Annotated in this window: 12 protein-coding genes; 2 read left to right on the top strand and 10 right to left on the bottom strand. The window is 70.1% G+C overall.

Translation table 11 applies throughout. From position 1 onward, the window contains the following. The 3 genes from ABLE88_RS16030 to ABLE88_RS16020 are packed head-to-tail and all read right to left on the bottom strand — an operon-like array spanning position 1 to position 2,779. Entirely contained in the window at positions 1–411 is a 411-nt protein-coding gene (locus ABLE88_RS16030; RefSeq protein WP_348832697.1) for a MaoC/PaaZ C-terminal domain-containing protein, read from the bottom strand. Next, positions 408–1,571, bottom strand: coding sequence for an acyl-CoA dehydrogenase family protein (locus tag ABLE88_RS16025; RefSeq protein ID WP_348832696.1), 1,164 nt, complete (start codon positions 1,569–1,571; stop codon positions 408–410). Before ABLE88_RS16025 ends, ABLE88_RS16030 begins: the two co-directional genes overlap by 4 nt. After that, positions 1,568–2,779, bottom strand: coding sequence for a CaiB/BaiF CoA transferase family protein (locus ABLE88_RS16020; RefSeq protein WP_348832695.1), 1,212 nt, complete (start codon positions 2,777–2,779; stop codon positions 1,568–1,570). The genes ABLE88_RS16025 and ABLE88_RS16020 overlap by 4 nt, the downstream gene beginning before the upstream one ends. A gap of 323 nt (positions 2,780–3,102) precedes the next feature. Here ABLE88_RS16020 and ABLE88_RS16015 point away from each other — a divergent pair, with 323 nt between their 5' ends. Then, complete coding sequence (locus ABLE88_RS16015; protein ID WP_348832694.1) at positions 3,103–4,689, top strand: class I adenylate-forming enzyme family protein; 1,587 nt, start codon at positions 3,103–3,105, stop codon at positions 4,687–4,689. 202 nt (positions 4,690–4,891) lie between these two features. On the opposite strand, the gene ABLE88_RS16010 is transcribed toward ABLE88_RS16015, so the two are convergent. Next, the gene (locus ABLE88_RS16010; RefSeq protein WP_348832693.1) at positions 4,892–6,298 is read right to left on the bottom strand and encodes an aldehyde dehydrogenase family protein; all 1,407 of its coding nucleotides are present in this window, start codon (positions 6,296–6,298) and stop codon (positions 4,892–4,894) included. A 133-nt stretch (positions 6,299–6,431) separates the two neighbouring features. Then, positions 6,432–7,685 carry a carboxymuconolactone decarboxylase family protein gene (locus ABLE88_RS16005; protein WP_348832692.1) on the bottom strand — a complete coding sequence of 418 codons (1,254 nt, stop codon included), beginning with the start codon at positions 7,683–7,685 and terminating at the stop codon, positions 6,432–6,434. 513 nt (positions 7,686–8,198) lie between these two features. Between ABLE88_RS16005 and ABLE88_RS16000 the strand changes: the two genes are divergently transcribed. Further along, positions 8,199–8,963 carry a FadR/GntR family transcriptional regulator gene (locus ABLE88_RS16000; RefSeq protein WP_348832691.1) on the top strand — a complete coding sequence of 255 codons (765 nt, stop codon included), beginning with the start codon at positions 8,199–8,201 and terminating at the stop codon, positions 8,961–8,963. A gap of 19 nt (positions 8,964–8,982) precedes the next feature. Here ABLE88_RS16000 and ABLE88_RS15995 read toward each other — a convergent pair whose 3' ends face one another. The 5 genes from ABLE88_RS15995 to ABLE88_RS15975 form a co-directional block, all read right to left on the bottom strand. Then, positions 8,983–9,786, bottom strand: coding sequence for an SDR family NAD(P)-dependent oxidoreductase (locus ABLE88_RS15995; RefSeq protein ID WP_510182907.1), 804 nt, complete (start codon positions 9,784–9,786; stop codon positions 8,983–8,985). Between the two features lie 80 nt (positions 9,787–9,866). Further along, positions 9,867–10,541 carry a nitroreductase gene (locus ABLE88_RS15990; RefSeq protein ID WP_348832690.1) on the bottom strand — a complete coding sequence of 225 codons (675 nt, stop codon included), beginning with the start codon at positions 10,539–10,541 and terminating at the stop codon, positions 9,867–9,869. Positions 10,542–10,585: 44 nt separating this feature from the next. Next, on the bottom strand, positions 10,586–11,323 hold the full coding sequence (locus ABLE88_RS15985; RefSeq protein WP_348832689.1) for a FadR/GntR family transcriptional regulator: 738 nt from the start codon (positions 11,321–11,323) through the stop codon (positions 10,586–10,588). Next, entirely contained in the window at positions 11,307–12,977 is a 1,671-nt protein-coding gene (locus ABLE88_RS15980) for an acetate--CoA ligase (RefSeq protein WP_348832688.1), read from the bottom strand. The genes ABLE88_RS15985 and ABLE88_RS15980 overlap by 17 nt, the downstream gene beginning before the upstream one ends. Positions 12,978–13,010: 33 nt before the next feature. After that, a complete protein-coding gene (locus tag ABLE88_RS15975; protein ID WP_348832687.1) occupies positions 13,011–14,213 on the bottom strand; it encodes a CaiB/BaiF CoA transferase family protein in 1,203 nt (400 codons plus the stop codon). Positions 14,214–14,222: the final 9 nt, after the last annotated feature.

Raw genomic sequence — 14,222 nt, 5'->3', positions numbered from 1 at the left:
TCAGGCCCCGGCGACCGGCACGAGGTCGGCCGTGCCCTCGACGACGACCGGACCGCCATCGAGGATGCAGGCGATGCGGCAGGTGAGGATGCCGTCCGCGGCGCGGGTCACCAGCGCGCTCGCCTCCACCGTGGTGCCCACCGGCACCATGGCGGGGAAAGCAAGATCGAGCCGGCCGATGCGCCGCGCCGGCCCGCCGAGGCGGGACAGGCAGGTGGTGGCGAGGGCCGCGACCGCGAGCTCGAAGGCCACCATGCCGGAGGCGCCGGCGGCGCGGGCGCGCACCTCGTCCACATGCAGCGGGCCGAGATTGCCGCTGATGCCCGTGAACATGGCCTGCTCCGCCACGGTCATGGTCTTGCGGAAGGAGACGCGGTCGCCGACAGCCGGCGTCGAGGGCGCGCTGGTCATAGGGGAAGCCCGTTCTTGATGACGCTCTTGGCGATCAGCATGCGGTGCACCTCGGAGGTGCCGTCATAGATCCGCGTGACGCGCGCATCCCGGTAGATGCGCTCCAGCGGCAGGTCCTTGGAGAAGCCGGAGCCGCCGAACACCTGGATGCCGCGGTCCGCCACCCGGCCCAGCATCTCGGAGGCGTAGACCTTGATCATGGAGACCTTGTCGCGGGGTTCGAGGCCCTGGTCGATCTCCCAGGCGGCGTTGAGCACCATGGAGCGCGTGGCGAAGATCTCGATCGCGCTGTCGGCGATCATCTGCTGCACCATCTGGAACTCGCCGATCGCCTGGCCGAACTGGCGCCTGCTCTGCGCGTGCTCGGCCATCATGGCGAGCACGCGCCGCGCCATGCCCACCGCCCGCGCGCCGATGTGGCACAGGCGGATGGCGCTCACCGAGCGCATGATGAGGCGGAAGCCCTCGCCCACCTCGCCCAGCACGTTGGCGGCGGGGATGCGGCAATTCTCGAACACGAGCTCGGCATGGCCGTAGCCGCGATGGCCCATCATGGGCTGGTGGCGGGCCACGCTGAAGCCGGGCGTGCCCTTGTCCACCAGCAGCAAGGTGATGCCGCCGCGGGCGCGCTTCTCCTTGTCGGTCACCGCCATGACGATGACGTAGTCGGCGATGTCGCCGTCGCTGATGAAGTGCTTCGTGCCGTCGATCACCCATAGCTCGCCGTCGCGGCGCGCCGTGGTGGAGATGGCGGCGGCGTCCGAGCCCGCGCCGGGCTCGGTGATGGCCATGGCGCAGATCTTCTCGCCCGAGACCGTGGGCAGGAGATAGCGCGCGCGCTGGTCCCCCGTGCAGGCCAGCAGCATGGGATAGACCTGCCCGAAGACGCGCCGGATCAAGGCGTCGGAGGTCTTGCCGAACTCCTCCTCCACCAGGCACATCTCGACGGTGGAGAGCCCGCCGCCGCCCACCTCGGCGGGCATGTTCATGGCATAGAGGCCGAGGGCTTGCGCCTTCGCCTTCACCGCCTTCAGCTTCTCGGCCGGGATCGCGGCCTGCGCCTCCACCTCCGCTTCCAAAGGCTGGACCTCGGTCTCGACGAAGCGGCGCACCGTGTCGGTCACCGCGCGGATGTCCTCGGGAATGGCGAAGTCGATCACGGGCGGTCCTCCGCGCCGGCGGGGGTGGAGCGGATGACGCCACGCGCCTCGAGGCCGGCGATCTCGTCCGCGCCGAGGCCGGCCTCGGCGAGGATCTCCCGCGTCTGCGCGCCGAGCGGCTGCGGCACGAGGCGCACCTCCGGCAGGACGCCGTCATAGCGCACGGGGTGCTTGAGCAGGGTCACGGGCGCACCGCCCGCCCCCTCCAGCGTCTCGAACACGCCGAGATGCTTCAGTTGCGGGTCGTCCAGGAGGGCGTCGTAGTCCTTCACCTCGGCATACCAGACCTTGGCGGCATCAAGCCGCGGCACCCATTGCGCGGTGGCGCGGGCCTTCAGGGCGGCGGCGACCAGGGCGGTGATCTCCTCGCGGCGGCTGAAGCTCTCCTCGGCGCTGAACGCCGCGAGGGCGGGAACCTCCAGCGCGCCGGCGAGGTCCTTCAGCGGCGACAGCGACAAGGCGATGTGCCCGTCCGCCGTGGCGTGGATGCCGTAGGGGCCGGGGCTGAACCAGGCGGCGACCCCGCCCGGCGCCCGCGGCGAAGCGGTGCGCGCGCCGTTGACCCAGGCGGTGATGGATTCGCCCTGCAAATCGAGGGCGGCCTGCAGCAGGCTCACCTCCACGAGGCGGCCCTTGCCGGTCTGGGCGCGGGCGAACAGCGCGGCGATGATGCCCATGGCATAGAAGGCGGCCGCATGGTGGTCGATGACCACCGAGCCCACCGCCACCGGCGGCCCGTCGGCGCGCCCGGTATGGGCGGCCAGGCCGGAAGCCGCCTGGATCAGCAGGTCCTGGCCCGGCTTGTCGCGATCGGGGCCGTCGGAGCCATAGCCGCTCGCCGCCGCATAGATGAGGCGCGGGAACTCGGCGCGGAGCGCTTCCTGGCCGAGGCCGAGGCGCTCCATGGTGCCGGGCCGGAAATTCTCCATCACCACGTCAGCCCCGGCGATGAGCCGGCGGGCCACGCGGCGGCCTTCCTCGCTCTTGAGGTCCACCGCGAGGCTGCGCTTGTTGCGGCCGCTGGTGAGCAGATTGACGCTCTGGCCGCCCACGAAGCGGTCGGCCACCGCCCAGTTGCGGTGGAAGGCGCCTTCGACGGGTTCCACCGCGATGACGTCGGCGCCGAGGTCGGCAAGGATCTGCGCGGCGACGGGGCCGTTCAGGAAATGGTTGAAGCTGACGACCCGCACGCCGGCGAGGAGATCCATCTGAGCCCTCTTGGTGGGAGGGCGCCGATCACGTCCGGCGCCCGATGACCCCCAACCTAGGGCCCGGCGACCGGCCGGGTAAAGAATATAGGATTATTATTATAACGCCATACACTATTCGATTTAGATATTTTCTGCCTCCCGCGGCCAGCGGCGTCCGCTCCCCACCGTTCGGCGCTAACCATATGGTTTCATGTGATTTTACGCCGGCCGGCGCGATCCGGGGACAGGCAGCGATCGCGCGGCCTAAGGGATGGACCGCCTCCGAAACGGGCGCCGGCCGGGTTTGACAGGCGCGAACACCCGGCGGCAGTTTTGCGGCCATGCCCGACCAACCCAGCGCCCCTTCCGCCGACAGCGAAATCTCCTTTGGCGCGCGCCTGCGCCAGCAGGCCGCCCGGCGCGGCGACGCGCCCGCGGTGACCGTCGTCGACGCCCGCACCGGGCCCGGCCTGCTCCCGGCCGCGGCCAGCTGGCGCGGCCTTGACGAACTCGTGGACCGCGCCGCCCACGTGCTGGCGGATCGGAGCGTCGGCCCCGGCATGGTGGTGGGCATCGGCCTGCGCAATTGCCTCGCCCACGTGGTCGCCGTGCTCGCCGCCTGGCGGCTCGGCGCCACCATCATCACCTTCGATGCGGCCCAGCCGGCGGCCCGCGCCGCGGACGTGCTGCGCCGCGCCGGCGCCCGGTTCGCGCTCGCCGAGGATGGGCGCAGCGTCGAGGGGATCGCCTTCGTGCAGCGCTCCGCCTTCGAGCAGGCCTGCCTTGCGGCTGCCGCCGCGCCGGTCGCCGACCTGGTGCCGCTGCCGGGCAAGATCGTCCAGTCGGGCGGCTCCACCGGCGTGCCCAAGCTGATGGCGGACGATCGGCCCTGGCAGCGCGCGCCGGGCCGGGCCTGGGGTAACGTCGCGCCGGCGCTCGGCTTCTGCCCCGATCAGGTCCAACTGGTGGCGGCCGCCATGTCGCACAATGCGGCGCTCACCTGGGCGCAGATCGGCCTGTTCGAGGGCCATCATCTGGTGGTGCTGGAGCAATTCGAGGCCGAACGCGCGGTCGCCGCCATCGAGACCCACCGGGTCGAGTTCCTGGTGGCGGTGCCCACCATGATGGTGCGCATGGCGGACCTGCCCGGCATCGAGCGCCGCGACTGGTCCGCGCTGCGCTCGTTCTATCATACCGGCGCGCCGTGCGCGGAATGGCTGAAGCGGCGCTGGATCGACATCCTCGGCCCCGACCGGGTGTTCGAGATGTACGGCTCGGGCGAGAATGTCGGCCAGACCATCGTCGGCGGCCGCGACTGGCTGGCCCATCCCGGCACGGTGGGCCGCCCCTTCGAGACCGACGCGCGCATCCTCGACCCCGATGGCCGCCCTGTGCCCGCCGGCGCGGTGGGCGAGCTCTTCATGCGCCGCCAGGCCGATGACGGCACGGTGCGCTATCTCGATCCCGAGGCGAAGATGCGCACCGACGCGGACGGCTTCACCAGCATCGGCGACATGGCGCGCATGGATGGCGAGGGCTACGTCTACCTCGCCGGGCGGCGCGACGACGTCATCAATACCGGCGGGATCAAGGTGCATCCCGAGAAGATCGAGGCGGTCCTGCTCGCCCATCCGGCGGTGCGCGACGTGGTCGTGATCGGCCTGCCGGACCGCGAATGGGGCGAGACGGTGCATGCGGTCGCCGAGCCCGTGGATGCCGGGGCGCCGCCGGATCTGGCCGCCCTGCGTCGCCACTGCGCGGGACAGCTCACGGCGGCCGAGCTGCCCAAGGGCCTCACCGTTCGTCCTGCGCTTCCGCGCGACGGCTTCGGCAAGGTCATGCGCCGGGCCGTGCGCGCCGCTCTGGAGGCGGACGGCGCGGAGCGGACGGCGTCCCCGCCCCCGATCCCGCCCGCTCTAGGAGCCTGATGGATTGACCGGCGCGCACGGTGCCGCCGGCCCATCGCGCCCGACAAAAATCGGGACGTGCCGGCCGCGTGAGTGCGGCCGGCGTTCTGCGACCAGAGCCAGCCACGCTGCGGGTCTTGGCGGTGTCGAAGGGCGAAAACCCGGTTGGAGCGTCGGTCGGCGACAAGCCGCCGTCCCGTCCGATCGAAGCCCAGCCATCCTTTTACTTCGCGATGCTTATGACGTGGGTCTGGCCAAACTCCGCGAGACCGGCCTCGGAGAACTCGACGCCGTAGCCCGATTGTTTGGCGCCGGAGAACGGAATGTGCGGGCCGAAATGCAGGTGGTGGTTGATCCACACGGTGCCGCTGTCGATCCGTTGCGCCAGTGCGTAGGCGCGGTCGAGGTCATCGGACCATACGGAGCCTCCCAGACCGTAAGGCGAGGCGTTGGTGCGGCGCACGACGGCGTCGACATCGTCGAAGCGCACCACGGGAAGGATCGGGGCGAACTGCTCGTCGTCGACCAGCGCGCTGCCGTCGGCAATGTCGCGGACGATGGTCGGCCGAACGAAGTAGCCCCCGTTGCGTGCTTCGATGCCGCCCGCGACGATCTTGCCATCGGCCTCGGCCACGTCGAGCAGGTGCCGCGCCTTGGCGTATTGCGCGGCGTTCTGCACCGGCCCCATGGAGGTGCCGCCGTCGAGGCCGTTGCCCAGCACCGTGGTGCCGGCCTGCGCCACCAATGCGCTGCAGAGCGCGTCATAGATCCGATCGTGGACGTAGAGCCGCTTGATGGCGATGCAAACCTGCCCGGCATTGAGGAAGGCGCCGGCGAAGATCTTCGGCGCCGCGGCGGCGACATCCACGTCGTCGAGCACGATGGCGGCATCGTTCCCGCCGAGCTCCAGCGTGATCCGCTTCAGGGTCGAGGCCGCGCTCGCCATCACCCGCCGCCCGGTCGGCGTCGAGCCGGTGAAGGAGATTTTCGCCACGTCCGGATGGGCGGTGAGCAGCGCGCCGAGGTCGTTGGCGTCGGTGACGACATTGACCACGCCGGCGGGAAAGATGTCGCGTGCCAGGGCGCCGAGCATGAGCGAGGTGACGGGCGTCGTCGGCGCCGGCTTGAGGATGAAGCTGTTGCCGAGCAGCAGCGAGGGGCCGAGCTTGTAGCAGGCGATGAGCACCGGAAAATTCCACGGCGTGATGCCGGCGACCACCCCGAGCGCGCGATGGTGCACCTCGACGCGCAGCGCCGCGTCGTCCTGCACGACCGCGGCTGGGAGGTCGGCGGCGGCGAAATGGCGGAGGAAGAATTCCGCATGGGCGATCTCCGTGCGCGCCTCACCGAGCGGCTTGCCCTGCTCCATCACCAGCGTGCGGGCGAGTTCGTCGGCGTTCTGGTGCACGGCGTCGGCGAAGCGTTCAAGCCGTGCGTGGCGCTCGACGAGGGGCGTCGCCGCCCAGCCGGGCTGCGCCCGCTTCGCCGCCGCGATGGCCGCCTCCATCTCGCCCTGCGACCCGCGCGGAACCTCGATGAAGGGCGCGCCGGTTGACGGATCGACAACGCTCAGCACGCCGGCGCCGTCGATCAGGTTTCCGTCGATGAGGAGCTTGGTTGGAAGGGCCATGGGGGAGCTTTCGTTCCGAGGGGCGGGATGGCGGGCGCACGGCTCCCGGCCGGCGCCGGGTCGCGGGCCGGGAGGCACGTCGGTCAAGGTGCAGGCCGGCGCGGTGCGGCGCCGCGTCAGGTGGGGCGCCGCATCAGGTGGGTCGCTTGGCGATCTCCTCGCCGGCAATGCGGACCGCCTGCTCCACCACCGGGTAGCCGAAATAGGGCACGAGGTTCAGCAGCGTCTCGATGATCTCCTCGCGGCTGGCCCCGGCGGTCAGCGCGGCGTTCACATGGACGCGCAGCGGCGTTTCCATGGTCTTGCTGCCGACGGCGGCCAAAGCCGCGCAGGCGGTCAGCTCGCGCGTCTTGGAGGTGATCTGCGGGCGGCCGAACACGTCGCCATAGGCGTTTTCGACGATCAGGGCGCCGATGTCCGGCGCGATGTCGGCGAAGCTGCGGACCACCGCGTCGCCGGCCGCGGCGGATGTCCTGGAGAGCACTTCCGAGCCGCGCTTGCGCCGGGCCTCGCGGGTTTCGGACGGGCCCGCCGGCGCGGCCGGCGCCGGACCCTGGGCGGCATCGCTGCTCCAGGCCTTGAAGGTGGCGTTGGCGACGCCGAACGCGTTGAGGGCGGCGGGAAAGCCCGCATAGACGCTGAGCTGGGTGATGGCCTCGATCAGCTGGTCCTTGGTGACGCCGTGGCGCAACGCCGCCTCGATGTGGAAGCGCAGCGCGTCGGCGCGATTGCCCGCCGCCGTCAGCATGGAGACGATGGCCAAATCCCGCATCTGATAGCTGAGCCCGTCCCGGGAGAGCAGGTCGCCATAGGCCACCTCCACCACCCAGCGGGCGAGGTCGGGAGACACCTTGGCAATGGGGCCGGTGACCGCGTCCGGCCCCTTCTGCGACCACGCCATGAGGGTCGCCATGCCGCGCGCATAGCGCTGCGAGCCATCGTCGGTGACGGGCGCCAGCGCCTCGAAGGCGATGTTGCGCTCCTTGAACACCTCGCGCAGCAGCCCGACGGTGTTGATGGCCGCGGTGTAGCCGCAGATGGCGATGGCCACGAACATCAGCTCCGCCAGCTCGCGCGGCTTGCCGCCAGCATTGAGGAAGCCGGTGAGGTGGAACGTGAGCTGCGGCTGGGCGCTGCCGTTGGCGATCAGCGCCGAGAGGGTGCAGATCTGGCGGGTCGGCAGATCGAGGCCGGGGCGGCAGAGAATGTCGCCATAGGGATATTCAACGGTGAAGCGGGCAAGGTCCGGCGCCACCTCGGCGAGGCGCTTCACGGGAATGTCGTAGCCTGCGCCGCCGATGCGCTTCAGCACGTCGATGCCGCGGGCATAGCGCGTGTCGGCGGTGTCGTTGCCGGTGGCGGCGACGGCGGGCCCGGCCGCCATCATGCCAAGGCTCCCCAGCGCGCCGACGGCGGTGGAGAGGAGCGCTCGGCGCGAAGGGGCGGACGATGTCGGGCCATCGGGGACTCCGGACGGACGGGTGCTGGCGGAAATCGGCTGGGCGTCGTGCATGGGGCTTCCTCCGGTCGTCCGAGGTGCTGCGCCGCCGCCGCTTGTTCAGGCCGCTGATCGACTTTCCGTTTTTCGAGCGGCTCGACAGGTCCGGCCGGTGCTTGGCGGCACGCGGGCCGGTGCGCGGGTCTGGGAGGGCACACCTTCATTTATAGTCGGACTATCGGACTATAACTTGCGCAATCGGCCCTGTCCAGCGGCAGGAGGCCGATGGCGCGATGCGCTCGGGCGCAGCCGAATCTCAGTATTATTTATTAATATCAATATGATATAGAAGACGGGGCGCGCCTGCACCGATTCGGGTTGCTCGCCGCCACGCCGTGACTATGGTGAGACATGCCCCGACAAATCGACCGTCGGGGCGATCATGGAAGCGAAAGCAGGATCATGGGGCAGGCCCGGAACGAGACGCTCGCTTTGGAGCGTGTCGAGACGTTACCGACCTATCAGCTCGTCGCCTCCTCCATCGAGAAGCGCATTCTCGAGGGCGTGTTCACGCCGGGGCAGCAACTGCCGTCGGAGCTGGATCTGGCGAAGCAGCTCGGCGTCAACCGCTCCACCGTGCGCGAGGCGATCCGCGTGCTGGAGCAGAACGGCCTCGTCTTCCGCAAGAGCGCGCGCCGCCTCGTCATCAGCGTGCCGCAGGAAAAGGATCTGGCGCAGCAGATGACCCGCGCCATGATCCTGCACGAGATCACCTTCCTCGAGCTGTGGGAGGTCATGCTGCCGCTGGAGGTGAGGGCCGCCGAGCTGGCCGCCGAGCGCGCGAGCGCGGAGGAGATCGCCCTGCTCGAAGCCAACCTCGCGGCGACCAGCCGCTGCCTGGAGCACGAGGCCGAGCTCGTCGCGCTCGACATCGCCTTCCACTACATCATCGCCAAGGCCTCGCGGAACCGCGCTTTGCTGCTGGCGCGCGAGCCCATCGGGCAGTTCTTCTACCCGGCCTTCTACCGGGTCATGTCGCGCCTCAACGCCAAGGAGCGGATGCTCGCCGCCCACCGCGAGATCGTCAACGGCATCAAGAACGGCGATCCCCGGCACGCCGCGGTCTGGATGGACAAGCACATCATGGACTTCCGCCGCGGCTACGAACTGGCCGACTTCGACATCAACCAGCCCGTGGATGGTGGCACCGCGCGCCATTCGAACTGATCGCGCGGGCCGCGCGGGCTCAGCGCGCCTGCATCCGCAGCCCGGCATCGAGCCGCAGGACGGCGCCGTTGACCATGGGATTGGTGATGATCTCCACCGCCATCCGGGCGAACTCGTCGGGCCGGCCGGGGCGCTGCGGGAAGGGGATGATGTCGCGCACCCGCGCCTGAACCTCGTCGGCCATCGCCTCCACCATGGGCGTGCCGAACAGGCCGGGGGCGATGGCGGCGACGCGGATGCCGTGCCGCGCCAGCTCGCGCGCCGCCGGCAGGGTCAGGGAAGCCACCCCGCCCTTGGCCGCGGCATAGGCGGCCTGGCCGATCTGGCCCTCGAAGGCGGCGACCGAGGCGGTGTTGACGATGACGCCGCGCTGGCCCTCGGCGTCGGGCGGGTTCTGCGCCATGGCGCAGGCGGCGAGGCGCAGCCAGTTGTAGGTGCCGAACAGGTTGACGCGCACGATGCGCTCGAACGCCTCGAGCGGGCCGGGCCCGTCCGCCTCGATGATGCGCGCGCCGGGCGCGATGCCGGCGCAGTTCACCAGCACGCGCGGCCGCCCGCGCTCGGCGAGGATGCGGGCGAAGGCGGCCTGCGAGGCCGGGCCGTCGGCCACGTCGCAGGCGAGGGCGAGGGCCCCGGTCTCGCCGGCGAGGGCGGCCATGCCCTCGGCCTTCAAATCCACCAAAGCGAGCCGCGCGCCCATGGCGGCGAGCCTGCGGGCGGTGGCGTTGCCAAGGCCGGAGCCGGCGCCGGTGACGATGGCGAGGGTGTCGGGGGCGAAGGTGTCTGGGCGGAGCATGGACGCAGGGGTGTCGGTCGGTGCCATGGTGGATTCCTTCAGGCGTGCGGAACCGTTCCGCCGCTCGGAAGGACGGCGGATCGCCGGGGGGCGGCCGTGCGGCGGGTTCAGGCGAGGGTGTCGACGAACCGCACGAAGCGCTCCAGCGGCTCGCGCTCGGTGGCGAAATTGTTCTCCGGCGCCGCGGGATCGGCGTGGCCGAGGGCCATGCCGCACAGGACCATCTCGCTGTCGGGAATGACCAGGCGCCGGGCGATCACCGCACCATAGGTCATGAAGGCGGCCTGCGGGCAGGTATGGAGGCCGAACGCGCGCGCCGCGATCATGATGTTCTCGAGGAACATGCCGTAATCGAGCCAGGAGCCGCGTTCCATGTCGCGGTCGATGGTGAAGATGAGGCCCACCGGCGCATCGAAGAACAGGAAGTTGCGCGCGTGCTGGTGCCGCATGCGCTCGGCGTCGCCCTTGGCGATGCCCAGCGCACCGTAGAGGTCCCAGCCCACCTTGCGGCGCCGGGACAAATAGGGCTCGCGCCAGCGGCGGGGATAATAGGCGAATTCCTCCGTGCCGGGATCGCCGGCGAGGGCCAGGGCGTGGAGTTCCCGCGCCAGAGCGGCCAGCGGCTCGCCCCTGAGCACCTGCACGCGCCAGGGCTGGATGTTGGTGCCCGACGGCGCGCGCGCCGCCAGTTCCAGGATGCGCGCGACCGTCGCGTCCGGCACCGGCGTCGACAGGAAGGCACGCGCCGAACGGCGCGATCGGATCGCCTCCTCGACGGACATGGGGATTCGGGCCGGTGGGGCGGAGGGCGCAGAAGGCGGGGCGTTCATTTTTCGGGCATGTCCGCGGGGGTTGCCATGTCGAGATTGGCGAGCTCGTAGCCGCGCTTGAAATCGAGGATGTGCTTCTCCATCCATTCCCGCGCCCGCTTCTCGTCATGGTCGCGGATCGCGGCATAGATGGCCTCGTGCGCCACCAACAGGCGCTCGCCGGCATTGAGGCGCGACATCACCTTCAGGAAGGGCGGGTAGAACAGCTCGGAGATCGGCATGCGCGCCACCTGGATGGCGCGGTTGCGGGTGGCGCGGGCGACGAGATCGTGGAACTCGATGTCGAGCGCGGTCAGGCTGGTGGAATCCTTGAGCGCCTTGCGCGTGGCTTCCAGGTTCCGCTCCAGGTTCTGGATATCCTGCGCATCGCTGCGCTGGGCGGCGGAGGCCGCAGCCGCCGGCTCAAGGGCATACATGGCTTCCCACAATTCCTCGAACGTCACCTGGTGCAGCACCATGGCGGCGGTGAGGCGCTTGGAAATGTCGCCCGAGTGCGGGATGGAGGCGTAGAGCTTCTTGCGCCCCGCCTCGCGTTTCACGAAGCCGTTCTGCTCCAGCACGCGGATGGCCTCGCGGATGGTGGAGCGGTTGACGCCCAGCCTCTCCGCGAGCCCCGCCTCGGAGGGCAGCAAGTCCCCCGGCGCGATCTCGCCCGACAGGATCTTGCCCTCGATGGTGCGGGCCACGAGGCGGAAGGCGGGCTCCACCAGCACCGGGTCAAGCGCGAGCGACATCGGCGATCGTCCTCTCGGCCGCGCGGGCCTTCTCCAGATCACGCAGCACCTTGCGTTGCACCTTCCCGGTCATGGTCTTCGGCAGCTCGTCGATGAAGGCGATGGCGCGAGGATATTTGTAGGGAGCGGTGACACGCTTCACGTGATCCTGCAAGGCGGCGGCCAGCGCCTCGTCGCCGGCGAAGCCCGGGCGGAGCACGACGAAGGCTTTCACGATCTCGCCACGCTCCGGGTGGGGTGCCGCGACCGCCGCACATTCCTGCACCGCCGGATGGTCGAGCAGAGCGTTCTCCACCTCGGACGGGCCGATGCGGTAGCCGGCGGAGTTGATGACGTCGTCATTGCGGCCGCGATGGTAGAAATAGCCGTCCGCATCCACCATCCCGAGGTCGCCGGTGACGAACCAGCGTCCTTCCGGCCCCTCCACATGGGCGGCTTCGGTGCGTTCCGGCTCGTCCAGATAGCCGAGCATCATCTGCGGGTTCGGGGTAAGAAGGGCGATGTCGCCCTCCACGCCGGGCGGAAGGCGGTTGCCCGCGTCGTCGATGACGGCGAGGTCGAGCCCCGGCAAAGGCTTGCCCATGGAGCCCTCCCGCGTCGGCAGGCAGGGATAATTGAGCAGCGTCATCAGCGTCTCGGTCTGGCCATAGGCTTCGAGGATGGGGATGCCGGTGGCCTTCTGCCAGCGTGCCGCCACCGCCGGATTCAGCGTCTCGCCCGAGGAGACGGTGTGGCGCAGGCGCGAGAGGTCGTGCTCGGCGACGCCCGCATCCACCACCCGGAACAGCTCGGTGCCCGGCGCGCAATAGACGCTGACGCCATATTTCTCCAGCAGGCGCAGGCGCTCCTTCGGGTCGAACGGACCGTCGTAGAAGAAGCTCGCGGCGCCGCAGCTCCACGGCCCGAACAGGATGGAGGTGCCGGCCTTGCTCCAGCCGGTATCCGCCGTGCACCAGATGGTGTCGCCGGGGCGCAGGTCGAGCCAGCAGACCGCCGAGCCGCGCCAGGCATAGAGCCCGCGGGCGGCGTGCAGCACGCCCTTCGGCTGCCCGGTGGAGCCGGAGGTGTAATAGAGGACAGCCGGGTCCTCGGCCTTGACTGCCACCGGCGCGAAGCTCTCGTCGCCCGTCGCCAGCGCCTCCTCCAGCGGCTCGAAGCCGGGCGCGCCGCCAAGGGGGCCTGCAAGCGCAAGACGCACCGGCACCTCGCCCATCACATCGGCGAACTTTGCCGCATGTTCGGCCCGGGCGACGACGGCGCGAACCCCGGCGTGGCGGACACGGTATGCGATGTCCTTGGCGGTGAGCATCTCGATGGAGGGGATCGGCACCGCCCCGAGCTTCAGGCAGCCCACCATGGCCACCTGCCATTCGGGGATGCGCGGCAGCATCACCAGCACCCGGTCGCCCTTGCGGATGCCCCGCGCCGCCAGCGCCGCGGCGAAGCGATTGGTGAGACGGGAGATGTCGGAGAAGGAGAACCGCCGCTCCTCCCCCGCCGCATTGGCCCAGATGAGGGCCGGGCCGTCGGCCGTGCCGGCGAGATGGTCCACCACGTCGGCGCCGAAATTGAACGTCTCCGGCACGTTCCAGCGGAAGGTGCGGACCGTCTCGGCATAGTCGGTCATGTTGGGGGCGGTCGGACTGGGGGCCATGGCTTCCTCCCGGAGCATTGCGCTCTCTCGTTTTCAGATCACCTTGCTCGTCTTGAGCGCGGCGATTTCGTCCTGCGAATAGCCGAGGCGCGCCAGCACCTCGCCAGTGTGCTCGCCGAGCAAGGGCGGCGGCGAACGCTGCGTGCAGGGCGTGCCGGAATATTTCACCGGAAAGCCGAGCTGGGGAATGGTGCCCTCCACCGGATGCTCCATGGACAGCAGCATCTGCCGGTGGCGGGCGTGGGGGTCGGCGAACGCCTCCGCCATGGAGAAGACCGGGCCGAAGGGAATGTCGGCGGCTTCAAGTTCCACCACCCATTGGTCGCGCGTCTTGCGGCCAAAGAGGTCGGCGAGAATGGCCTTCTGCGCCACCGCGCGCTCGCCCTGCGGCCATTGCTCGTCCTTCAGCGCGGGCAGGCCGACGGCGTCGCAGAAGCGGTGCCAGAAATGCGGCTCGATGAGGCCCAGCGCCACATGTTTTCCGTCCGCGCAGGCATAGACATTGTAGCAGGGCGCCTGGCCGATGAAGGGCCGCTCGCCGCCCTTCGGCTCGATGCCGGCGAACAGGTGGTCGGCGCCGTGCAGGGACAGCCAGGACATGGCGCCGTCATGCATGGACACATCCACGAACTGGCCCCGCCCGGTGGTCGCCCGCGCCAGCAGCGCGGCGAGGATGCCGGTGGAGGCCATGAGCGAGCCGCCGCCCACGTCGGCGATGGACAGGCCCGGCACGATGGGGCCTTCGCCTGCCTTGCCGAACAGTTGCAGCGCCCCCGCCTCGGCGAGGTAATTGAGGTCGTGCCCCGGCTTCAGCCGGCTCGGCCCGTCCTGCCCGTAGCCGGAGATGGCGCAATAGACGAGGCGCGGGTTGATCTCGGCCAGCGTCCCGTAGCCGAGGCCGAGGCGGTCCATCACGCCCGGCCGGAAGCCCTCCAGCAGCACGTCGGCCTCTTCCACCAGTCTGAGGAGGATGGCGCGGCCTGCCTCGGACTTCAGGTTCAGCGTCAGGCTCCTCTTGTTGCGGTTGAGCAGCAGGAAGGAGCCCGATTCCGCCCGGTTCAGCGGCGGGAAGGTTCGGTTGTAGTCGCCGCCTTCCGGCTGCTCGATCTTGAGCACGTCGGCGCCGAGGTCGGCCAGCATCAGGGAGCAGAAGGCGCCGGGCAGCAGGCGGGTGAGGTCCAGCACCTTGAGGCCGGCGAGGGCGAGCGGCGTGGCGGTGGGCGTGAGGGCGTTCATGGGTGGTCT

Source organism: Xanthobacter luteus (assembly GCF_040049235.1).
GTDB lineage: Bacteria > Pseudomonadota > Alphaproteobacteria > Rhizobiales > Xanthobacteraceae > Xanthobacter.
Note: the sequence above shows the minus strand (reverse complement) of the source record. Positions and strands in the feature narration are given on the sequence as shown.